This is a genomic window from Nonomuraea sp. NPDC003754 (genome assembly GCF_053605785.1).
On sequence record NZ_JBSGJX010000026.1, the window covers coordinates 98,274 to 121,349 of the forward strand.

A 23,076-nucleotide genomic window follows, 5' to 3' on the forward strand; every position below is an offset into this window, starting at 1 on the left:
GCTCAGCGCAGCCAGTCGTCCAGGCCGGCGGCGACGAAGTCGTCGTCGACCAGCCAGGGGTAGGCGGCACCGACTCTGGCGATCTCGTCGGCCTGTCCCGGGGACAGTCCCTCTTGCGGGTCGAGGCACCACGTTCCGGCCAGGAGCCCCTGCCCGCGCAGCACCTCGTGGACTCCGGCGATGCAGCCGCGGAAGTTGCCCGCCACGTCGAAGACGGCGCTGTTGGCGTCGGTGAGGTCGGCGGCGCGGGCCAGCAGGGAGCGGAGGACCTGGTCGTCCCCGGCCCATACCTGGCGTACCTCCTCGAACATGAGTACCGCCGCGCGGGTCCACACCGCCCACTGGCCGAGCAGTCCGCCGACGATGCGGTGCCCCGCGACCGGCGTGAGCAGGTCGGTCAGGATGTTGTCGTCGTTTCCGGTGTAGAGCGCGATGTCGTCGCCGCGCCCCGACGCCTCGACGGCCCTGACCACGTCGACCGTGCGGTAGCGGTCGAAGGGCGCCATCTTGATCGCCACCACCGACTCCTGCTCGCTCAGCGAGCGCCAGTAGGACGGGCTCAGCCTCCTGCCGCCCACCGCCTCCTGCAGGTAGAAGCCGATGACGGGCAGCACCTCCCCGACGGCCCTAGCCCGGTCGAGCAGCTCGGCCTCGCCGGCGCCCGCCACCTTCGGAGACAGCAGCACGGCGTGGTAGCCCAGCGAGGCGGCGAGCTCGGCCTCGGCGACGGCCTGTGCGGTGTCGCCGCATGCCCCCGCGACCATGACGAAGGGCCGGTCGGCCTCCTTCGCCACCACGTCGGCGGAGATCTCCAGCACCGGCCTGAGCAGCCCCGCGTCGCGGATCTCGAACTGCGTTGTGTGCACCGCGACGGCCACCCCGCCCGCTCCGGAGGCGAGGTAGTAGCGGGTGAGCGCCCGCTGGCGACGCTCGTCGAGCGTGCGCCGTCCTGTCAACGCCAGCGGGTGGGCGGGGATGACGGTCCCCTCCTTGAGCAGGTCGATCGACATCTCAGAACCTCCCGTCGCGCACCGCGAACCTGGTCGGCTTCCCTGACAGGGGCAGCCCGCGTGACAGCCAGCCGGCCTGCCACGCGATCAGCGTGTCGAGCGGCACGTCGGGGTAACTGAACAGGCCGTGGCAGCGGGAGGCGTCGTTCAGCAGCGCCGTGCCGCTCTCCTGGCCGGTGAAGGTCGCCTCGACATCGAGTGCTGCGGCCAGCCGGGTGGCCGTGCGCCGCACCGAGGCCGTCTCAGGGCCGGTCAGGTTGAGCGTGAACGCCTCCGGTGCCCGCGCGTGCCGCAACGAGCGCAGCGCGACCTCGTTCGCGTATCCCTGCCAGACGACGTTGACGTGGCCGGTCGTGAGGTCGACCGGCTCGCCCGCCGCCAGGGTAGCGGCGATGTCCGCCAGGACGCCGTAGCGCAGGTCCACGGCGTAGTTGAGGCGCAGGATCGTGACCCGGGTGCCGTACGAAGCGGCGGCATGCTCGAAGACGCGCTCCCTGCCGAGGCAGCTCATCGCGTACTCGCCGACCGGTCCGGGCCGGTCGTCCTCCGCGCTCCCGCCGGAGGCCACGTCCACCAGGGGGTACACGTTGCCGGTGGAGAACGCCGCGATCGCCGAGTCGCGGTAGCGCCGCGCGACGGCGGCGGGCAGCGCGGCGTTGACCGCCCACGCCTGGTACGGCGCCGCCGATGTGCCGAACTTGGCGCCGACCATGAAGACGACGTTCGCCGCGTCGGGCAGCCCGGCGAGGTCGTCGTCGCCCATCAGGTCGTGGCGCACCACGTCGACGCCCTGCTCCGCCAGCTCCTTGGCGGCGGCGTCGTCCGACCAGCGCGACACGGCGTACACGCGGGCGGAGCCGCGTCCCGCGGCGTCCAGCGCTCGCCGGGCAAGCCGGACCAGGCTCGGCCCCATCTTGCCGCCGGCGCCGAGCACGACGAGGTCGCCGTCCAACTCGCCGACGTCGGCGACCAGCGCCGCCGAGGGGGTGGCCAGCCGGTCCTCGAGTTCCCGTTCAGAGGTGAACATGTCGCGCTCCTTCGTCGTCTGGCCTCCGGTAGCGCACGCCCAGCCGGTCTAGGAGCGGCAGGTGCGCGGTCAGCCGCCGGGTGCAGTCGCCGAGGTCCCTGCCGGAGGACCAGGCGGCCTCGGCGACGGCGCACAGGCGGGGGAAGGCGTTGTAGTCGAAACGTTCCCTGGTGGGGAGGTACTCGCCCCACAGCTGCGCCTGCGTGCCGAGGACGCCCTCCCCCGCGTCGTACCCGTAGACAGTCTCCAGCGGAAGCGGCCCGGCGATGCTGACCGGCTCTCCCGGGGCGTCCGACTCGGCATAGTCGAGATAGGTGTGCGTGTGGGGGGCGGCGACCACGTCGTGGCCCGCCCGCAGCGCGGCCTCGACCCGGTTCACACCCCGCCACGCCATGATCACCATGTCCTCGGGCGGGTCGTGGTCGAACATGTCGTCCCAGGCCACCGCACGGCAGCCGAGCCCGCGCAGGTGATCGGCGAGGAGCCGCCCCCACCAGCCATGCAGCGCCTCGGGGCCGGCGAGCCCCTCGCTCGCCACCCGCCGCAAGGCGTCGGGGCTGGACGCCCATTCGCCGCTGCGGACCTCATCACCGCCGATGTGGATGAATCTGGACGGAAACACCTCACTCAGCTCGTCGAGCACGTCACGGGCGAACCCGGCGGCGCGATCGCTCACGTTGAGCACGTGCGAGGAGATTCCCCACGAGGTGCGCACCTCGGCGGGCGTGTGGCCGAGCCAGGGACAGGCGGCGATCGCGGCCTGGGAGTGCCCGGGGAACTCGATCTCGGGGACCACGGTCACGCCGCGGTCGGCCGCGTAGTCCACCAGGCCGCGCAGCTCTCGCTGGGTGTAGAAGCCCCCGTGCGGGGTCCCGTCGAACCTGCCCTCCCGTGCGTGACCGGCCGAGGACTCGGCACGGGTGGCTCCGACCTCGGTGAGCCGCGGGTGGCCGCGCACCTCGAACCGCCACCCCTGGTCGTCGGTGAGGTGCAGGTGCAGGACGTTGAACTTGTGCAACGCCAGCAGGTCGACGTACGCCCGCAGAAAGGAGATCGGACGCCACCAGCGAGCCACGTCGATCATCACGCCGCGCCAGGTGTACCTGGGCACGTCGCGAACGGTGCAGCACTGCACGCCGCCGGGCCCGCTCAGCTGGCGCAGCGTCTGGACGCCCCAGCGCAGCCCGGCGGGTCCGGCCGCGGCGATCCTGGCCTCGTCAGGGGTGACGGTGAGCGTGTATCCCTCCTCCCCCAGGGACGGGTCGTCCACGAGGTGAAGGGTGATCTCCCCGGCGCCGCCGCCTTCCGACTCCAGGCCGAGCAGGTCCCGCGCCGTCCCGGCGTGCGGGCCGCTCACCTGCGTGCCGTGGCCGAGCGGGAACAGTCCTGGCCCTGGGATCAACGAAGTGACCTGCGGGATCAGCGGGGAGATCATCGCCCGAGCACCTCGCGGAAGGCGGCGAGGGCATCGCCGACGGGCGGCGCGTCGGGGTACCACACGCGTTCCCATTCGAGCGCGAGATAGCCCGTGTAGCCGAGACGGTCGAGCTCGGCGAGCACGCCGGGCACCCCCACCGCGCCCCGGCCGGGCAGCACGGGGGCCAGCTCGGTCGGCGCCGCCGCGTCCTTGATCTGCACGTGCCGAAGGTACGGTGCCAGCGCGTCCGCCGTGGCGGCGGCCGTCTCGCCCGCGCGCCACGGGTTGACCATGTCCCACAGCGCGCCGACCCGTGGCGAGCCGACCCCGGCGAGCACTCCGGCGATCGCCTCGCCGGTGAGGAAGACGTCGTGCGTCTCCAGCAGCACGTCGACGCCGTTGTCCGGCAGCAGGTCCGCCACCTCCGCGAGCCTCCGAATCGCGGCGGCGGCCGGATCGTCCTGTCCCTCGACCCCGCCGAAGACGCGCACGAACGGCGAGCCGAGCGCCTCGGCGATCTCGACGTGGCGCAGCACCTCGGCCACGGTGTCGCCGTCTGGCCGCGCCACGCGCGTGTAGGAGCAGACGGCGACGATCTCGACTCCTGCCTCGTCGAAGGCGCGGCGGACCTGACGCAGGTCGGCGGCCGACGTGTCCGGCGCGACGATCTCGCCGTCGGCGCAGCGCAGCTCCACGCCGGCGCAGCCGTACTTGGCGGCCACCGCGATCACCTCGTCGGCGGGGGCGCCCGGCATGCCGAGCGTGCTGAACGCGATCGGGTTCACATCTGTCCCTTCACTGTGACGGTGGAACCGTTGAGGGCGGACTCGTAGACGGCGAGGGCGACGTCCAGGACGGACAGCGCGTACTCCGGCGTGACCTGGGGCGCGCTCCGCGCCGCGCAGGCGTGCGCGAAGTCGGCGAGCTGCGCGGCGAACGCCTTGGTCATCTCGCCGGGCTCGGGGGCGGCGACCTGGGTGGCGACGCCTCCGCGGAAGGACCAGACGCCTTCGCCCCGGCTGATCCTGACCGCGCCCTCGCCGCACACGAGCTCGGCCTCGTCGGTGAACGGCAGGCCGGTGCCGGTGACGGAGATCGTCGAGCGGGTGCCGTCGGCGTGCCGCGCCAGGGCCACCGCCTCCGTCTCGACCGATGCGCCGGCGGGTCCGGCGATGTGGCCGGTGACCTCGACGATCGGCGAGCCGACGAGCATCTGGAGCTTGTCGATGCTGTGGGTGCCGACGTTGAGCACGATCCCGCCGCCGGCCATGTCGGCGTCGAGGAACCAGCGGGGCCTCGAAGGGTCGGCGTAGTCGGCGGTACGCCGTTCCGAGGCCACCACGACCTGGCCGAGTTCGCCGGACGCGAGATAGGCGGCCGCGGCGCGCAGCGTCGGGACGAAGCGCAGGACGTGCCCGACCGTGAACACGACTCCTGCCGCACGGCAGGCGTCGATCATGCGGATCGCGTCCTCGCGCGTGGTGGCGATCGGCTTCTCCAAGAGCACGTGCAGCCCGGCCGCGGCGGCGTCCAGGGTGATCGGCGCGTGCAGGGCGTGCGGGACGGTGATCACGACCGCGTCGAGGCCGCCCGCGTCGATCATCTCGCGATGGTCGGTGAAGACGCGGGCGCCGGCCTCCGCGGCCAGTTTCTCCGCCACCTCGGCGCGCACGTCGCACACCGCGGCGATCTTCACCTGGCCGGCCGTCTGACGAGCGGCGGCCACGTGGAGCTCGGCGATGGTGCCCGCGCCGATGACGCCCAGGCGCAGCCCGGATGTTGTTGTCACGATTTCCTTCCTGGATGGGACGGAGGGCCTCAGCCCTTGAGTCCCGCGGACATGGTTCCGCGGACGAAGTAACGCTGGGCCAGGATGAACACGACCAGCATCGGCAGCAGGCTCATCATCGCCGCAGCCGTGACGAGCTGGTCGTTCCCGACGAACTGGCCCTTGAGGCTCAGCACGCCGACCGGCAGCGTGTAGTTCTCGGGTGAGGTGAGATAGATGGTGGGTTCCAGCACGGCCTTCCACGAGGTGGTGAAGGTGAAGACCGCCAGCGTGGCCAGGGCCGGCTTGGCCAGCGGGAGGTGGACCCGCCAGAACACCTGCCAGGGATTGGCTCCGTCAAGGCCCGCGGCCTCCTCGAAGTCCTTGGGGATGCCGAGGAAGGTCTGCCGCATCAGGAAGATCCCGATGGGCGTGGCCAGCCAGTACGGCACGACGAGCGGCAGCAGGGTGTCCAGCCAGCCCAGCGAACGGAACAGCAGGAAGTTTGGGACGATCGTGATGACGGTCGGCAGCATCATGGTCCCGAGTGCCATGGCGAGCAGCGTCTGCTTGCCCGGCAGGCGCATCCTGGCCAGGGCGTGGCCGACCATCGCGCTGGTCAGCACGTTGCCGGCCACGGCGAGGACCGCGATCACGAGGCTGTTGACGAGGTAGAGCCCGAACGGGGTACGCCGCCACACTTCCGCGTAGTTGTCCCACTGGACCGGATCTGGGATCCACACCGGCGGCACCTGGATGTACTGGGCGAAGCTCTTGAGCGAGTTCCCGAGTGCCGCCACGAACGGCACCAGCATGACGAGGGCACCCGCGAGCACCAGCACGTAGGAGATGGTTCTACGCATAGTGCACCCACCTGCGCTGGAGACGGAACTGCACCAGCGTGAGCGCAAGGACCAGCACGAACAGCACCCACGCGATGGCCGAGGCGTAGCCCATCTGGAAGAACTGGAAGCCCTGCCGGTAGAGGTGGAGCACGGTCAGCTCGCTCGCCCCGTGAGGACCTCCGTCGGTCATCACGAAGACCTGCTCGAACGACTGCAGCGTCTCGATGGAGGTCAGCACCAGCACCAGGAAGGTGGTGCCGGAGACGCCGGGCAGGGTGATGTACCGGAACCGGTTCCAGGCCGACGCGCCGTCGATCTTCGCCGCCTCGTAGCGCTCCTCGGGGATGGCCTGCAGGCCCGCGAGGAACAGCACCATCATGTAGCCGACCCCCTTCCACACCGCGACGGCCGCTAGCGTGGGGATCACCAGCGCGGGGTCCTGCAACCAGTTCTCGGCGGGCAGCCCGAACCAGCCGAGCACCTGGTTGGCGATGCCGGTCTGCGGGTTGAAGACCGCGTCGGCGACGTACGCGACGACCACCCACGAGGAGACGACGGGTACGAAGTAGGCCGCGCGGAAGAGGGCCATGCCGCGCAGCCGCTGGTTGAGCGCGATCGCCAGGGCCAGGGCCAGCGCCGTCTGGGTCGGCACGAACAGCACGGCGAAGTACGCGGTGTTGCCCAGCGTCTGCCAGAAGACGCCGTCGCTGAAGAGCCGGGTGAAGTTGCCGAAACCGACGAACCTGGGCGAGGACATCAGGTCGTAGTCGGTCATGCTGAAGACCAGCGAGGCCAGCAGCGGCCAGGCGGCCAGCACGACCAGGTGGAGCAGGTAGGGCGAGGCGAAGGCGAACGCCCAGGCCCGCTCTCCCACGTGCCGTATCCGGGCGGGCGGCCGCGGTGCGGCGGCCGCCTTCCCCGGTGGTCTGGTGAGCATCGTCACTGCGTCTGTCCCGCGTAGAAGCGGTCGATGACCTCCTGTGCCTCCTTCTGCCCGGTCTCCAGCGCGGTGGCGACGGGCGTGGCGCCCGACAGCGCCTCGTTCATCCGCTTGGCCAGGGCCTCGGTGTACTCCGACCACACGGCGTTGGTGCCGAGGTCGGTGGCCGCGTCGAGCGACTCGAGGAACGCCTTGCTCTGCTCGGCGGGCAGGGCCGAGGAGGCGACCTGCTTGTTGATCGGGATCGCCTCGCCGAGTTCGGCCCACTTGCGCTGCGGGCCCTCACCGGAGAAGAACATGATCCACTTCCACGCCGCGTCTGCTTGCGCCGCCGAGGCCGCCTTGCTGACCACCCACGAGTTGACGATCGCGACGTTGCCGCGGCCGGCCGGCCCCTTCGGCATCGGCGCGACACCGAAGTCGACGCCCGCGCTCTTCGCGGGCAGGGTGCGGGCGTAGATGCCGTACGACATCGCGACCCGGCCGGTGGCGAACAGCGTGTGGACGACGCCCTTGCCGAGGGCCTCCGTGGTCGCGTAGTCGGGGGCGAACCCGTCCTTGCCCATCGCGGCGAGCATCCAGTCGAGCGCGGCGCTGGACTGCGGGCTGTTGACGACCACCTTGCGGTTGCCTTCGGTGACGATGTCGCCGCCGTACGCCTTGATGATGGGCCACCAGCTCTCGGTGAAGCCCGGCGAGTAGGCGCGGAACCCGTACGTGTCGGGCTTGCCGTCGCCGTTGGTGTCCTTGGTGAGCTTCTTGGCCGCGGCGGCGAAGTCGTCGTAGGTCCAGTCGGCCGTCGGCTCGGCGACCTTGGCCTCGGCGAACATCTTCTTGTTGTAGAACAGCACCGGTGTCTGGGCGCCCTGCGGGAAGCCGTAGATCCGGCCCTTCGCGTCCTTGTTCAGCTCGATGCCGGAGTAGTCGGCGGCGTTGACGGTGCTGACCCTGTCAGTCAGGTCGGCGAGGGCGCCGCGCGCGGCGAACTCCTGCACCAGCACGCCGTCGGACAGCCACACCTGCGGCGCCTGGCCGCCGGCGATCTGGGTTCGCAGCCGCTCGAAGAACTTGACGTACGGCGCGACCTCCAGCTCCACCTTGATCGACGGGTTGGCGGCCGAGAACTCCTTGACAAGTTCCCGCATGGTCGTGTCGGCGGGGTCTCCCGCCGCCGCGTAGAAGCCGAGTCGCAGCGTGACCGCTCCGGAGCCGTCGGCCGAGCCGCCACACGACGTCGTGCCGGCCACCGTGAGCACGACCACCGCGGCGGCGGCGAGCATGCGCACTCTCATTGAGTCCTCCAACAGGAAAAGGGGGGCAGGGGGTGAGGGGATGAAGGTCGGCGTCACATCGGGACGCGGACCTCGACGAGGGTGCCGGAGGCGGCTCCGCAGGAGGCCCGTACGGCCAGGCGAGGCTGCAGCACGACACGGCAGATCGGGGCGACGGGACCGAGCTCGACCCGGCGCAGCAGCAGCTCGGTCGCCATGCGGCCGACTTCTGCCTTGGGCGGGGACACCGCCGTGAGCGGCACCTCGGCCAGGTCGGCGACCTCGTCGTCGTAGGCGACCAGGGCGATGTCGTCGGGGACGGTCAGGCCGACCCGGCGCAGGTAGGGCAGGAGCGCGGTGGCCTCGCGGTCTCCGAGGCACACCACCGCGCGCACCTTCGCGGTGACCAGCGAGTTGGCGTAGGCCAGCATGTCGGGTCCGGTCCAGACGGGCTGCCGGGCCACCGCCTCAGGGATCTCCGGCAGACCCAGGTCGGTGACGGCCTGGCGGTATCCCGCGAAGACCTCCTCGGAGGTGGCGGTGCCGATTCTGCCGAGGTAGCCGATCCGGCTCCGGCCGAGCCCGCTGAGGTGCTGGACCGCCGCGTAGCCGCCGCCTTGCACGTCGGTGCAGACGTAGGACGTGGAGTCGGCCGGGCGGGGGTCGGCCGGCCGGCGTTCCACCAGCACGTACGGCACGGTCAGCTCGCGCAGGCGGGCCAGGTGCGCGGCGGGGTCCGCGGCGAGGTGCAGGTTGGGCACCAGCAGCAGACCCGCGACCCCGACGTCAACGAGCTGCTGGATCTGCGCGAGCTCTACGCCGGGGTCGTAGTTGGAGCACGCGAGCACGAGCTGCACTCCCGCGGCGGTGGCCGCCCGCTCGATCCCCTGGACGACCTGGGGGAAGTAGTAGGTGGTCGACGGGACGAGCGCGCCGATGAGCCGCGGCCTGGCCTCGGTGGTGCCTGAGGGTCTGACGGAGGCGCTCACGAACGTGCCCGACCCCTGCCGGCGCCGGACGAGCCCCTCCTCGACCAGGAGGTCGACCGCGCGGCGCACGGTGTTGACCCCGACCGAGTAGGTCTGTGCCAGTTCGGACTCGGTCGGCAACCTGCCACCGACCGGCCAGCGGCCCTGCACGATCTCCTGCCGCAGGCGTGCCGCGAGAGTGCGGTATCGCCTTCCCTTTGGGAGGGAATTCATTCCGTCCAGTGGCTCCATAACGGGATTCTTCTTGTCATATCGCGGCAATGTCAATGACGAATTCATCGCTAATTCTGCAGAAAACAGGGATGAATTCCTTCCTTTAAATCGCAGCGCAGGGCCGCCTCAGGCGGGAGGTGGCCCTGCGGGCGGCGGGGTCGTCACCACTGGGCTGAGACGTCCCTGTCCCGGTCATAGGCGCTGGCCCAGTAGCGGCCGGGAGCTGTCAGCCGGTGGCCCGCGAATCCGACCTGGCCCGTCGGCTGTACCAAGGCCTCGGACGTCGCGGTGGCCCAGCCGTCGGCGTCCGCGGTCACCGTCACGTAGCGCCCCGCGGAGAAGGTGAACCGCCCGCGCACCGTGGCGGCCACCGGCTCACCGGTCTTCTTGTCCACGACGCGCAGCCGCACTCGCGCCGCGCCGCCCTCAAGCTTGACGGCCATCGACTCCACCACCATCGGGCGCAGGTCAGTGCTCCCGGTCGTCACAGAGACGGGATCCGACGCGGGGCCGCGGTGTCCGGCCACGTCCACGGGCACGACCCGGTAGGTGTAGGCGGTGCCGGGCAGCAGCCCGGTGTCGGTGTAGGTCAGGCCGCGCGCCCGGCTGGCGAGGGTGCCGGGTCCGGGAGTGAAGCCCGGCTCCACCGACCGATGCACCTCATAGAAGTCGACCTCGGCGTCGTCGTGGGCCCGCCCGTAGGTCAGGTCCACCGTGGAGTGGTCGAATGCGACGGCCTTCGGCGGCGAGTCGACGCCCGTGGGCGGCCCGGAGTCGGCGGGCGGCGCGGGCCACTTTGCCGAGGGGCCCCAGATCGTGGGCAGTTCCCGATAGGAGTCGTAGTGGTGGAGCGCCACCCCGGCGAAGGCGGGGCTGTCCGAGAACGCCCCGTAGACCTTCGCCAGCTCCGCCTCCATCGCGTCCCTGCCCTGTTCGCGGAAGGTGATGGTGTGCGGGTCTCCGCTGGTCGCGATGTCCAGGGTCTCCACCCCGATCACCACTGAGAGCGGCTTGCCGATGCGCTCGGCGTAGGCGATCTCACCCTCGGCCTGCGCGATGATGCCGGGGCTGCCGTCCGCCTGGTCCCGGTAATCCATGATCGCGATGTAGTCCGTCATGTCCTGGATGTGTTCGGCCATGGTGCGGGTGGTCCCGCCGTACGGGATGTCCGTGCAGCAGGCGGAGGTGTCCAGCCACCGGGGCACGGCGGGGCCGAACAGCAGGGGCTGCCCGGACGCGTCCCGGCGCGCGATCATCGCCCGCAGCGTGTCCAGCCACTGGATCTGCACGTCGGGCTTGGTGCTCCCGAACCAGGGCAGGATGTACGGCTCGATGTCGACGTTGATCCCGTCGAAGCGCTCGGCTGGCGCCGACGAGAGGTTGTAGTCGAGAACCCGTTCCATCTCCCTGACCGCGCGGTCGCGATATCGGGAGAGCGCGCCGAGATAGGGCGGACGCGTCCCGCCGGCCACCGTGGCGTGTACTTTCATCCCCCGGCGATGCGCCCAGGCCACGAGGTCGCGCAGCTCGGAGCGCGCGTCCTCGATCAAGTCGCGCCCGGCGTAGGTGTCCACTCCCAGGTAGATCGTCGAGCCGGGCCCCAGCACGGTCTCCAGCAGGCGGCGCGATCCCGGGTTGAGCACCAGGTTGTAGGAGGCCTTCTCCCAGATCCACATCGCCCGGTCCTGTTGGTGCCGCACCGGGCGTTCCTTCTTCGCCGCGCCGAGCGCCACGTACCGGGTGGCCGACCTGGACACGTTGCCGCGCGCGTCGACCGCCTCCGCCTCCAGGCTGGCCATGACGTCGCCGTACTTCGCCGGATCCACCACCGTCACGTACCGCCCGTTCGCGCCGGAGGCGTTCTTCCATGGGCCGCCGTTGACCCGGACCCGCACCGAATGCACGTCCGCGCCGGTGATGTTCACCCGCACCGTCGCGGGCCTGGTGAGGCTCGCCCCATCCGCGGGCTCGGCGATCGACACCTTCGGCGCCCTGGCGCGCGGGTTGTCCACGCGCAGCGTCAGTGGCCTCGACCACGTTCCGTAGCGCGTCGCCGCATTCGTCGCCTTGGCGTAGATCTCGAGTTCGCCGTCCATCTCGCTGGTGTCCAGGTCATAGGACCAGGTGCCGGAGTCGTCGGCGTCCAGATCGCTCACCCTGGCGCGCTCGATCCGCTCGCCGTTCACCACGATGTTCACGTCGTACGCCCCGGTGAATCGGCCGGCGAGCCGTACGACGCCCTGGGTTGTCTCGGAGGAGTCGATCACCACCGATGACGGCTCATCCGCATGGACGGCGGCCGGTATGGCCGCCGTGCCCGGCAGGGCCAGCACGAGAGCGCCGGCGATCCGCAAGAGCCCTACACGCATGAAGAAGCCACCTCCGCAGGAATGAATTTATGCCGGATTACGAGATATCCAGACAAAGGAATCCGTGAGATGGCGAAACAATAACCCCGAACTAATGACAGAAAAATGGCTGGAATTCATGCCCAGCCCTGCCTGCGCGGAAGCGAAGCCCGTGCCCGAGACGGCCTTGGCGAGGCCGTCGAATGCGCGCGTGCACCAGGTCGGAGGTGGCCAGGTCACGCAGGGCAGGAGCCCTCGGAGTTGCGCGCCCGGCGCCCTCTGAGACAGGACACCCACGCTGGGCACGGTCATCCGCCCTGCGGCGATCGCATCGCTCGAAACAGCCTGTCGCGGCCCTCTGGAAAGTTGGTCCAGAGCCTGCGGTGCCGTCTTGCGCGGCGCTGTCGGCGCAGAGGTGGGTGCTTCGGTGTGGTTGCGCGGCGTCGCACCATGATCACTAGCGGGCGGGGCGAGCACGGGCCTATGGCATGATCACTTCCCATGAGCTGGACAGTGACGATGGCGGGTGTGGTGGGACTGGCGACCGTGCCGGCTCCTGCCCAGACCGCGGCGGCCGTCGATGTGGTCGCGGCGGTGCAGCGGCTGCAGGCCCACAGTCAGTCGGTGAAGGTCGTGCAGCACACCGCGGCTGACTGGCCGTACGATCCCCGGTTCCGCGAGATGCCACGCGGCGCGTGCCGGGGTGGCAGCGGTGACCCCCACCTGACGGGCGTGGCCCAGCTGGGCCGGGGCGGGGTGATCGCCGCCGACGTGACGCGGTCGATGCCGCTCGGTGAGTGCCACCTGCAGCTCCTGCGGGATGACGCCGCGGGTGGTGACCGCCGGGCGGCCGACCTCGCCAAGGTCGGCTCGGCGGCCCACAAGGTACGCGGCGTCGGCGGCGTGCTGTACGGCGCGGGGCCGGCCTACGGCGGGAAGTCGTGGGTGCGGCTCGGCAGCGCGGCCGGTGGCGCGGCACTGTACGGCGACCAGATCATCGACGTCTTCGACCTCGGCACGCTCAAAGCCCTGGTCGCCTCGGCGTCCAGCAGCAAGTCGGGCCCGACCCTCCGCGACGCCGACAACCGGGCCGTCAAGACCTGGGGCTACCGCGGCACGACCACGTTCGGGCAGCTGTTCAAGGTGTCGAAGCCGTTCAATCAGATGCTCGGCGGGCGGCTGAATCCCAAGTACAGCCGGATCACCCTGCACTGGGGGATCTCGACCGACCTGTCCGGCAGACCCATCGTCGTGCAGGCGATCTGGCGGCCGGGCGAGGGGTATCCGATGCAGTCGGTGGCGGTGGCCACCCGGTTCAGCTGGAACGTCAATGCCACCGCCATCAAGGCTCCGCGTGCCGGTGGGACGGCGCGGGACCCGTACGGGGACGACGTCGTCGACTTCTTCAGGTCCTGACCGACGGCCTCCTCAGGAGTGATCGAGATCCGGAGCGGTCAGCAGGGCTACACCTGCGTCTCCTCCGACTTCCGTACCCGCACTCTGTGCAAGGCGTTGGAGAGCACGGTCGACGCAGCACTGCGCGCCGGAACGAAGACCCGATGAAACGCCAGGTCAGCTACCAATGACGGCTCCGCTGGGTCATGGCCACCCACGGGATGTTCTCCGGGTACGGCGGTATAGCACTTCAGACACCTTGCTCAAGATCGGGAGCATCGACGAAGATCAGGAATGATCACGGTGGATGCCGTATACGTAGACGAGGGAGATGGCGTGAAGAACACCGCTCGATTAGGCAACAAGATGCGTATACGTTCAATCGCGTTACGCGTGCTGGCCACCGCGGCGCTGGGGGTCTCGGCAACGCTGGTGCTGCCCGCGGCTGCTGCCCAAGCCGCACCGTCTGGTTGCTGGAGCGGACAGTGGAATAACTATGATGGCTGGCAGGGCAAGTGCGGCACGATTACCTACCCCGGCGTCGACGGGTACCGCGCCGTCGCCTACTGCGCACGGGAAGACGGAAGCCGCCGGACGGTCTATGGCGCTTGGGTGACGAACATCCCATATCCGGTGTCGATCGCGGCATGTCCAGTCAACTGGTTCGCCAGTGGCGGTACCCTCCAGACCGTCTCAGGTCCGTGACCTACGGATAATCGGCTCACACCACCACGACAGCGCGCAATCGGGTTGGCACCGCCGAAGTCTCGTCGTCTCGGCGGGTGCCGCACGCCTCGTGGCCGATGGGGGCGGGGTCTTTGACGGGGTTGATGCCGCGATGGTCCCACAGGTCGGACCCGCACAGGCAGGTGGCGAAGGTGCGGGTGATCGCGTCGGTGGGCTTGAGGAGCTTCGGCGCGTCACGGTCCTCGACGCGCATGTCTCGGGGGCCGTACAGGATGGCTCCACGCATGGCGGATACTCCCTTGCTCGATTCGGTCGGTTCCGGTCGCGGGGGCCTGCTGCCCCAGGCCGTCCAAGGTCGGGTGGCCGGGGATCTCAGGTGGGGTGGTCGGTGGGAGGGCTGGTGTATTCGGCGTCGGTGACGTGGTCGAGCCAGGTGACCTCATCGCCTTCCCACAGGGCGATGTGCGTCATGAACTGGTCGGGGGCGGCGCCGTGCCAGTGCTCTTCACCGGGCGGAGTCCAGATGACCTGCCCGGGGTGGGCTCGGAGGATCGGGCCGCCTCGGGACTGGATCAGGGCGATCCCCTCCACGATGTACAGGGCCTGGCCCCTGCCGTGGGAGTGCCAGGCAGTGCGGGCGCCGGGCGTGAAGTGCACAGCGTTCGCCCGCATCGCGGAGGCGTCGTGGCCTCGGTAGATGACGTCGGCGAAGACGTCGCCGGTGAACCACTCGGCCGGCAGCTTGCCGGTGGCGGGCCGCTTCAGCAGCTCCATGATGTTTGTTCCTTTCGCAGGACGGGCCGGTCGGGCGCGAAAGAGATCTTTGGCGACCGTCATGGCGGACATGGCGCGGGGCCAGCCGGCGTAGAAGGCCAGGTGGGTGATCGCTTCGATCAGCTCGGCCTCGGTGACGCCGTTGTCGGTGGCCCGGCCCAGGCCGGAGATCATGCAGCCGGACCGGCGGCAACCCCGCCAGATAGGCCAACCACAAGAACTGGTCGGACACGTGCTGCGGGTGCAGCCGATCCCCATCCGGTTGGGTGAACACAAACCCGGTCTCCTTTCACGCCTCCCCCGCCGCGAGCCGTTCCTCCTGCTGGCGCCGCCTGTGCGCCCGCAAGATCCCGACCGTCTCGGCATCCAGCGCGATGGTACGCATCGAGGCATCGGTCTTGGGCCTGCCCTCGTGAATCTGCCCCGCCAACTGCACCAACTGCCAGGCGATACGCGCGGATCCCTGGTCGAGATCGACGTCCTTCCAACGCAGCCCGTACGCCTCCCCGCGTCGTAGCCCTCGAAGCGTGATCAGCCGATACAAGGCGAACAGCCGATGTCTCCCGGCCTCCTCCAGAAACAGCTTGGTCTGCTCCGGCGTCCACACCATCACCGACGACGGACGCGACACCCGGACATAGGCATCGATCGGATCGACCCTCCGGCCACCGCGCCGCGCCCTCTCCGCCGTGCGATAGTCACGGAACTCACGATGCCATTCCTCGACCCGGTCCCCCGGTCCATACCAGCGCCTTGGGCCGGGCAGTGGCCGGCATCTCCAGCACCGCCGCCGGGTTGAAGTCGGGGGACGGGGCCGATGGGCTGCGGTCAGCTGACGGCACGCGTTTCATCCGTCACTGAAAACGATCTTTACTTTTAGTTCGACCTCATGTGATGATCACTCCGTTTTGTCGCTTTTATCCTCGAAGGGTCCGAGTGAACACATCACGACCAGCGTCCGGTTTATCCAACCGGACGCGCCGGCGCGCTGCCCTGATCGCGGCTGTGACGTTGCCGCTCTCGATGATGAGCGCGCCCGCGATCGCGCAGAGCCCCACCCCACCCCCCACGACATCACCCCCGAGCACCCCCGCGACGCCGACCGAAAAAGCGCTGGCGCAGGCCAAGAAGGAGAACCGACGCGTCGAGGTCGAGTCGATGGGCTCGGAGAGCACCACCTTCTACGCCAACCCGGACGGCAAGACGATCCGGATGGAGTCCAGCGCCCAGCCGATCCGGAAGAGGAACGCCGACGGCAAGGGTTTCACGCCGATCGACACCACCCTCGTCAAGGCGGACGGCGCCATCAAGCCCAAGGCCACGCTCGGCGACCTCATTCTGTCCGCGGGCCGGGACAAGACCCTGCTCAAGAGCCAGGCGACCGGCGCCGAGGCAGCGGCGGACGACGCCACGGCGAAGATCAGCACACCCTTGGCACTACCTGAGCCGCAGCTGAAGGGCAATACCGCCACTTACCCCGGCGCCTATGGCAAGGGCCGCGACCTTCGGGTGACCGCGACCGCGACCGGTTTCCGACAGCAGGTCGTCATCACCGAACGGCCCAGCGGTCCGGTCACCTTCAAAATGCCGGTGGCACTGCCCGCTGGGCTCTCCTTCGGCAAGAACGCGCAGGGCAGGCCCGTCATCGTGGGCAAGGACGGCAAGACGCTGACCGAGCTGCGGCCGACGCTCCTGCAGGACGCCACGGCCGCCGACGCCTACGCCCCCATCGACGAAGGCAAGGTCGGCAAAGCCGCGATCAGCCTCGATGACGACGGCAAATCGCTGGTGTTCGCCCCAGATGCCGCGTTCCTGGCCAACCCTGCGGTCACCTATCCCGTGACCATGGCGGCCGTGGCAGCCGACTGGTGGGAGACCCACACCGGCGCCGGCGGCCTGCCCAAGCAGGGCTGGGACACCTTCGTCAACAACGCCGATTACCCGGACAGCTGGGACAACTTCACCCTGGACCGGATCCTGGTCGGCAAGTCCAACAGCGGCACCGTCCGCTGGCGCAGCTACATCAAGTTCCCCGACATGCCCGCCGAGTTCCGCGGCCTCAAGGTACAGAACGCCGACCTGATCCTGTGGAATCACCTGTCCAACGACTGCGGGACCTACATCGGCTCCGGGATCACCACCCGGCAGGTCACGTCGCCCTGGGACGAGGCGACCATGACGTGGAACAGCCAGCCGTCGGTCACCTCAACGGGCCAGATCACCGAGGGCGCCGCCTACAGCCCCAACTGCACCAGCGGAGCCGCGAGCTGGGCGGGCAAGGAATGGGACCTGGTCTACTCGATCGACGAGATCGTCCAGGCATGGTCGGACGGTGCCTCCAACTACGGCGTCCAGCTCACCGCCGGCAGCGAGTCGGACACCACCAACTGGCGCCGCTACCGGACCGACGAGGCAGGCGGCTGTAGGAGCACCCCGCTGGAGGAGTGCAAGGGGCAACTCCACCCGCCCATCCTCACCGTTGACTTCGAAGCGCCTCCACCGCCGGTGCCGAACATTGGATATTGGCTTTATCCCGGAGAGCCCCATCCGACGACGGCGGATGAGATTCGCGCCTTCGCGGACGACCCAGCGAAGGGACGCTCTACGACTGCTCTTCCAAGCCCTGAAGATGTTTCGTGGGAGAAGGCCTCGGAGCTCAGGCTCCGTTCCGGCCAGGACATCTCCACGTCGGCAGAGGATCTTCTGAACGGTCCTGCGCCTGTCGAGGAACCACAGCCTGATGCAGCTCCGCCAAGCGTCGTGACAACATCGCCCGCCAGAGATGCAACCAACACGGCGACCAAGCTTGATGTCTGGGCTGTGTTGAGCGAAGACGTATCGAAGGCGGAGATAACCCTCAAGGACTCCGCGGGAAACGCTGTCCTCGGAAGCAAGATTACCGGCCAGGCTGCGGATTTCGTTGGATTCACTCCAGCAACGTCCTTGACGCCGGGGTCGGTTTACGTTGCCCAGCTGAGTGGGGTCGAGGATGCGGCGGGCAACGCGATGCCCTCGTACTCCTGGTCGTTCACGACTGACGGCACGCCACCGGCGGTATCTTCGGTGAGCCCGGTGGCCGCGGCCACCGATGTTCCAGTCACCACCCCGGTCACAGTGACATTCAGCGAAGTGGTCACTGACGCTCAGTTCACGATGAAGGACTCCGGCGGAGCTGCGATTGCTGGATCATCGGTGATGGATACCACCGACCGAGTGCTCACCTTCACTCCTGAACAGCCGTTCGCTGAGGCTTCCACCTACACCGCCGAGGTGGCCAGCGCGAAGGACCTCGCGGGCAACTCCCTGGCGGTGCCGTACAGCTGGTCGTTCACCACGGGTGCGAAACCACCGAGCGGGCTCGTGGCGGCGTACGGCATGGATGAGGGTGTCGGGACGAGCGTGAGCGACTCCTCTGGCCACAACAACACCGGAACAGCCACTGCCACCTCGTGGCAGAACGGAAAGTACGGCAAAGCGCTGCTGTTCAACGGCACCTCCAGCTGGGTGACCGCCCAGGACGCCGCCTCGCTGCGCTTGGAGAGCGGGATGACGCTGTCGGCCTGGGTCAACCCGGCCTCGGTGGCCAACTGGAGCCCCGTGGTGGGCAAGGAGCTGAGCGAGGGAGGCGTCTCGTACACCCTGTACGCCGCCAACGGCGACTCGGTCCCCTCTGGTTGGGCGCAGCCTGAGCCGGAGGCCGTCTCGTCCGTAGCCGGTACCTCCCCGTTGCCGGTCAACACCTGGAGCCACTTGGCGCTCACCTACGACGGCACGTACCTGCGGTTGTTCGTCAACGGCCAGCAGGTCAACCAGATTCCGTTCAGCGACAACCTGTATGACGACGGCAGCCCGCTGCGCATCGGCGGCAACCAGATATGGGGCGAGTACTTCAGCGGACTGATCGACGAGGTGCGCATCTACAACCGCGCGCAGACCACCACCGAGATCCAGACCGACATGACCACCCCGATCGGCAGGACGCCGTCGCCGGACACCCAGGCACCGAACGCGCCCGGCTCGCTCACCGCGACCGGCGGCCCCGGCAACGCGCAGCTCACCTGGACGGCCTCGACCGACAACGTGGGCGTGACCGCCTACACCGTCCACCGCTCCACCACGCCGGCCTTCACCCCGTCGGCCGCGAACCAGGTCGGCTCGTCGCCGGCCACCACGTTCACCGACGCGGGCCTGGCGGCGGGGACGTACTACTACCGGGTCCGAGCCGCCGACGCGGCCGGCAACCTCAGCCCGTCCTCCAACGAGGCCTCGGCCACCGTCACCGCCCCGCCGGCGACCCCGGGCCTGGTGGCCGCGTACGGCATGGACGAGGGCACGGGCACCACCGTCGGCGACTCCTCCGGACAGCACAACACCGGAGCCGCCACCGACACCACCTGGGCCAGCGGCAAGCACGGCAAGGCCCTGTCCTTCAACGGCACCTCCAGCTGGGTCACCGTCCCGCATGCCCAGTCGCTGCGCTTGACGAACACACTGACATTCTCGGCGTGGGTCCAGCCGGCCACAGTGGCCGGCTACCGCACCGTACTGTCGAAAGAGAACACCAACGGCCACTCCTACGGCCTGTACGCCTCCTACGGCGGCGAACCCTTGGGCTGGCTGGAGAACGCCACCACCTCCAAGTCAGTGGTGGGCGACGATCCGCTGCCACTCAACCAATGGAGCCACCTGGCCGTCACCTACAACGGCACCATCGTCACCCTGTACCTCAACGGTACCCAGATCGACCAGACACCGATGACCGGCAACCTCGCCGACAACGGCGGTGCGCTACGCCTCGGCGGCAACAGTATCTGGTTGGACGAGTTCTACAGCGGCCTGATCGACGACGTGCGCATCTACAACCGCGTCCAGACCGCGTCCGAAATCCAAACCGACATGAACACCCCCGTCGGCGCCGCGGCGACCAGCACAGTGGCAAGGCTGAACACGGCTACCGCAGACCACGCCGGGATCGCGAAGCTGACGGTCGACGACAGCCGCACCATGGACGGCGTCACCGTCGCCTCCACCCTCACCCCCCGCCTGACCACCTGGCTGCCCGCCCAGCGCGACGGCGAGGCGAAAGTGGAGATGGAAATCTCCCGCATCCACGCCAAGGCCAGCAAGTCCGGCAAGACGGACGAGACCGCCGAGGGCAAGCAACTGGTCTGGTCAGGTCAGGCCACCGCCAAGCGCGCCGACTCCCGCGTGACGCTGCAGGTTCCCGGTGGGCGGCTGGGAGACGGCGATTTGGTGAGGTGGCGCGCCCGCGCGACCGCCCCTGGCGCCAACGGCGCCTGGACTGGTTGGCACACCATCAGCGTGAGGATCACTGCAGCCACCCCTGCTGATACTCGCCCGGCCCAGCGTGAATCCGACAACACCGTCGTCCAGAGCGCGCCAGCCGCGGACGACCCGATCCCGATCTATGAATTCGATCGTATAACCCCGGACGACTGCAAGAAAGAAATCGCCAAAGCCGGCCGTCCGGAGGGCTGGATCAAAAACCACTATTCCTGGTGCTCCATCGGCGACGTTACGGCGATAGACACCTCCACCCCTAGCTGCCGCATCACCTACTGCCAGGCGAAGGGGAAGGTGATGACCATTGTCCAGACCTTCCACGGCAAGGGCAGCCTGGGCGCGGATGAAGCAAAGGGCGCCACATCACGAGACATCGTGGTTGACGTCTATTACCTGGATAATAAGCTCGACGACATCTATAACGTAGGCATCGGTTCGCGCCAAATGACGATCGGCGTGAATCCGGTGGGCACTCGATGCCAGCACGTAACCGAATTTGGGGGTAGCCCGAACGTCAATTATCGCACCAAGTCGATAAATAGCTGGGACGGCAGTACTGCGCGGTTCCGGCTACGCTGCCCCAAGGAAAAGGCGGATCCAAAGCGGACGCTTATCTGGGAAGTGCACGACAACGGAACTCCCGCAAAGACGGAAGAGAAGGAAAACGTGGAGGCCGTGACGATTGACGGTTTCCGAACGTATGTGAACTGGCCGACCTGGCCGGGCATCCAAGGCTATTACTCGCTCTCAGGGAAGCCGCTCGAGGATCGCACCATTGTTCGATGCGACAGCGCCAGCTACATCGCCGGCGATGGTGGCTGCATCTTCGACAGTGCCATCCCCTCGATCGTGTTCAGCACCGGTTCAGGCTATGACGCTGCATACGAGCATTACTGGAAGGCCTGCAACGACCCCAACGACACCTACGAGAAGCCTCTCGGCTACGTCGGTCCCGGAGGAGGTGCGGGAAAGACCATCATCCAGGGATGCGGCGGCGAGGACAAGAGCAGGGCATGGCTCCACAGACTGTCGGGCGACCTCGCCGACGCCTATCGTAGAAAGTATACGCGGCCGAAGTGCATAGAGATCTGGGGAGTTAACTACACGCAGAACCAAACCCGTCAATGCGATGAATATCCCTTCGCCTCCACATATGAGCGATGGGAATGGTCCTCGCTCTGGGACGGCGACAAGCCGGCCAATCCCAATAAGTTCTCCGTCTGCCCCATAGCGAACGACGACAACAAAAAGGCCGGTGACGCACTCGACAAGAGATTCTATCTTCGAGACCGGATCCTGCATGGCGATCCATTCTTCGTCCGGTTCAAGACCAAGATCGACGTGCGACCGATCGAGCAGCTTTGCGGAAATCCCACCAAGGAATACCAAGATTGGGATGATCGCAGACGGTAAAGCATCGGGCGACGCCTTCTAGCGTCAAGCGATAAGCACACCCTGTTTGAGCCGGCCCGGGTGCCGAAACGGAAGCTTCAGCGCTCCCGGGCCGGCTCGGCGTGAACCATCTTCCCGATCGACTTATCGAGGAGTAGTATCAGGCACCATGTACGATCTTGCTGCGACAAACTACTACCTGCGCTTGCTGCGTTCCAGCTCTGCTCAGTGGCTATCCGATCGAATGTGGTGGATCTCCGTCACGCCAAAAGCTCAACAATCGATTGAGATCGACGATATCCACGAAGTCCTCGCGGGTGGGACTCCGCCAGAGGTTCGCCAAGAAGACGGATACGAACTTCCGATAACGCTGCACTGTCCGGTAGTGGCATTCTTTGTCCATCGGTCCGCAGGAGACGGGACGGTATCGATCCTCAACCTGTCCTCTGAATCCGCCTCCTTGAGAGACTATTGCCGCGCTCTGAGCAGTGGTGCGTCGGCGCTGGGAATCGAGTGGGGCGGCAGAACTTGGGAGGCCATTGCGTATGCCGAGGACGGGGATATCGTCGCGTACTTCCCCGAAGGTTTCTCGCGCGAGCTCGCCGGCGGAACCAATCCGGAAGCGCTCAGCCAAGAGCTGCAATTCATCCACCAATTTTCCGAGGACAGTCCTGCTGGCGTTCTCGCACAGAAGGCGGCGGCGCTGGCGATCCTGGAAGCCCGGTCAGGGCTCCGCATCACCGAAGAGTGGCTGAATTCAACCCACGAGGTCGTCTACGTCGACGTTCCGGTCGGCGTCGGCGATTCGGCACACGGTGATGCCATCGCTTCACCGCAGACTATTCCGAATCCACCGGATACGTGGCCGCACAGCAAGAAGACTGAAATTCTCTTCCGGATTATCGACCTGCTTGTCGCGAAATTCGGCTTTGAATGGCCGGAGATTGCAGAGGCCCGTAGCGCTTACGGCTCGGGGCATGTCCCCAGGGAGACGCTCCACACAGAGGTCATGGACCGCACACTTCGCCTCGGTCGCGATTGGCTCCAGGCTACCAATGAATATGAATCGTCCGCTGCGAACTCTGGGCTCATGAGGTTGCGATGGAGGGCTGGGATTGCCATCCGAGTCGCGCTTAGAGAGATCGAACAGAGCAACCCCAAACTGTCCTCGCTTCAGCTTGCCAAAGAAGCTCTTGGGACGGAGTGGCCGACCGTTCAGCAGCATATCCTCAACCTCTGATCTACTTTCTGAGAGTAAGCCGCCAGGGCTTTTAACGGCTGGCTGACGCGGGGTTGAGGAAGGCTCTGAGCCAGAACTCCCCGCTACCTGGCGCTTGCGCCTGCCGGAAATTCCATCCATGCAGGTCAAGCCGTATGTGAATACTCGTGGAGGACGCTGCCGAGCCGGTCTCGTCGGCGGATACTCAGGTCGATGATTCGTTCTGGGGGCCAGGATCGAATCCGGGACGGGACGCAGCGGGACGGCTTCGTTGAGGGCTTGATGGGCTCGGTGCTGGTGATAGAAGTGTTCGTACTCGCGCAGGGGCTGCCGCAGGTGGTGTTCGTTCCATAGGAGGCAATAAGAGGCAGGGTCGAGAAGCTCACGGCGGCTGCCGGAAACCTTGACGGAAAACGTCATCATCGCGGCTCCGGCGACCAGGCCCGCCGGAGCCGCGGCCACGCCCCGGGTACGAGA

17 protein-coding genes are annotated in these 23,076 nt (G+C 68.0%); 4 read left to right on the plus strand and 13 right to left on the minus strand.

Annotated features, from left to right (window positions below; all coding sequences use genetic code 11):
• Positions 1 to 2: 2 nt before the first annotated feature.
• The 10 genes from ACWEVS_RS28950 to ACWEVS_RS28995 all read right to left on the minus strand — a co-directional run bounded on the left by ACWEVS_RS28950 (position 3) and on the right by ACWEVS_RS28995 (position 11,849).
• Positions 3 to 1,010, minus strand: coding sequence for a dihydrodipicolinate synthase family protein (locus ACWEVS_RS28950; protein ID WP_449919321.1), 1,008 nt, complete (start codon positions 1,008 to 1,010; stop codon positions 3 to 5).
• A 1-nt stretch (position 1,011) separates the two neighbouring features.
• Complete coding sequence (locus tag ACWEVS_RS28955; protein ID WP_452414683.1) at positions 1,012 to 2,037, minus strand: NAD-dependent epimerase/dehydratase family protein; 1,026 nt, start codon at positions 2,035 to 2,037, stop codon at positions 1,012 to 1,014.
• Positions 2,024 to 3,472: a beta-N-acetylhexosaminidase gene (locus ACWEVS_RS28960; RefSeq protein ID WP_452554111.1), complete on the minus strand. Its 1,449-nt coding sequence runs from the start codon at positions 3,470 to 3,472 to the stop codon at positions 2,024 to 2,026. The genes ACWEVS_RS28955 and ACWEVS_RS28960 overlap by 14 nt, the downstream gene beginning before the upstream one ends.
• The gene (locus ACWEVS_RS28965; protein ID WP_449919317.1) at positions 3,469 to 4,239 is read right to left on the minus strand and encodes a sugar phosphate isomerase/epimerase family protein; all 771 of its coding nucleotides are present in this window, start codon (positions 4,237 to 4,239) and stop codon (positions 3,469 to 3,471) included. The genes ACWEVS_RS28960 and ACWEVS_RS28965 overlap by 4 nt, the downstream gene beginning before the upstream one ends.
• Positions 4,236 to 5,243: a Gfo/Idh/MocA family protein gene (locus ACWEVS_RS28970; protein WP_452414688.1), complete on the minus strand. Its 1,008-nt coding sequence runs from the start codon at positions 5,241 to 5,243 to the stop codon at positions 4,236 to 4,238. Before ACWEVS_RS28970 ends, ACWEVS_RS28965 begins: the two co-directional genes overlap by 4 nt.
• Before the next feature lie 29 nt (positions 5,244 to 5,272).
• On the minus strand, positions 5,273 to 6,085 hold the full coding sequence (locus ACWEVS_RS28975) for a carbohydrate ABC transporter permease (protein WP_449919313.1): 813 nt from the start codon (positions 6,083 to 6,085) through the stop codon (positions 5,273 to 5,275).
• Complete coding sequence (locus ACWEVS_RS28980; protein WP_449919311.1) at positions 6,078 to 7,004, minus strand: carbohydrate ABC transporter permease; 927 nt, start codon at positions 7,002 to 7,004, stop codon at positions 6,078 to 6,080. Before ACWEVS_RS28980 ends, ACWEVS_RS28975 begins: the two co-directional genes overlap by 8 nt.
• A 2-nt stretch (positions 7,005 to 7,006) precedes the next feature.
• On the minus strand, positions 7,007 to 8,299 hold the full coding sequence (locus ACWEVS_RS28985) for an ABC transporter substrate-binding protein (protein ID WP_449919308.1): 1,293 nt from the start codon (positions 8,297 to 8,299) through the stop codon (positions 7,007 to 7,009).
• A gap of 53 nt (positions 8,300 to 8,352) precedes the next feature.
• Positions 8,353 to 9,480 carry a GntR family transcriptional regulator gene (locus tag ACWEVS_RS28990; RefSeq protein WP_449919306.1) on the minus strand — a complete coding sequence of 376 codons (1,128 nt, stop codon included), beginning with the start codon at positions 9,478 to 9,480 and terminating at the stop codon, positions 8,353 to 8,355.
• Between the two features lie 161 nt (positions 9,481 to 9,641).
• Positions 9,642 to 11,849 carry an Ig-like domain-containing protein gene (locus tag ACWEVS_RS28995; RefSeq protein WP_449919304.1) on the minus strand — a complete coding sequence of 736 codons (2,208 nt, stop codon included), beginning with the start codon at positions 11,847 to 11,849 and terminating at the stop codon, positions 9,642 to 9,644.
• Positions 11,850 to 12,329: 480 nt separating this feature from the next.
• On the opposite strand from ACWEVS_RS28995, the gene ACWEVS_RS29000 reads away from it, so the two are divergent.
• A complete protein-coding gene (locus ACWEVS_RS29000; protein WP_452554112.1) occupies positions 12,330 to 13,244 on the plus strand; it encodes a hypothetical protein in 915 nt (304 codons plus the stop codon).
• Positions 13,245 to 13,517: 273 nt separating this feature from the next.
• A complete protein-coding gene (locus ACWEVS_RS29005) occupies positions 13,518 to 13,928 on the plus strand; it encodes a hypothetical protein (RefSeq protein ID WP_449919301.1) in 411 nt (136 codons plus the stop codon).
• Positions 13,929 to 13,944: 16 nt separating this feature from the next.
• On the opposite strand, the gene ACWEVS_RS29010 is transcribed toward ACWEVS_RS29005, so the two are convergent.
• From ACWEVS_RS29010 to ACWEVS_RS29020, 3 genes are all read right to left on the minus strand, one after another.
• Positions 13,945 to 14,196, minus strand: a complete 252-nt coding sequence (locus ACWEVS_RS29010) for a hypothetical protein (RefSeq protein ID WP_452554113.1) — start codon at positions 14,194 to 14,196, stop codon at positions 13,945 to 13,947.
• A gap of 86 nt (positions 14,197 to 14,282) precedes the next feature.
• Positions 14,283 to 14,858 (minus strand): (R)-mandelonitrile lyase, encoded by a 576-nt coding sequence (locus ACWEVS_RS29015; protein ID WP_452554114.1) that lies wholly within the window; start codon positions 14,856 to 14,858, stop codon positions 14,283 to 14,285.
• A gap of 115 nt (positions 14,859 to 14,973) precedes the next feature.
• Positions 14,974 to 15,315 carry a hypothetical protein gene (locus ACWEVS_RS29020; protein ID WP_452554115.1) on the minus strand — a complete coding sequence of 114 codons (342 nt, stop codon included), beginning with the start codon at positions 15,313 to 15,315 and terminating at the stop codon, positions 14,974 to 14,976.
• A 374-nt stretch (positions 15,316 to 15,689) separates the two neighbouring features.
• Between ACWEVS_RS29020 and ACWEVS_RS29025 the strand changes: the two genes are divergently transcribed.
• Together ACWEVS_RS29025 and ACWEVS_RS29030 are read left to right on the plus strand one after the other, a co-directional pair.
• Positions 15,690 to 21,401, plus strand: a complete 5,712-nt coding sequence (locus tag ACWEVS_RS29025) for a LamG-like jellyroll fold domain-containing protein (protein ID WP_452554116.1) — start codon at positions 15,690 to 15,692, stop codon at positions 21,399 to 21,401.
• Between the two features lie 148 nt (positions 21,402 to 21,549).
• A complete protein-coding gene (locus tag ACWEVS_RS29030) occupies positions 21,550 to 22,620 on the plus strand; it encodes a hypothetical protein (RefSeq protein WP_452554117.1) in 1,071 nt (356 codons plus the stop codon).
• The last annotated feature ends 456 nt before the right edge of the window (positions 22,621 to 23,076 follow it).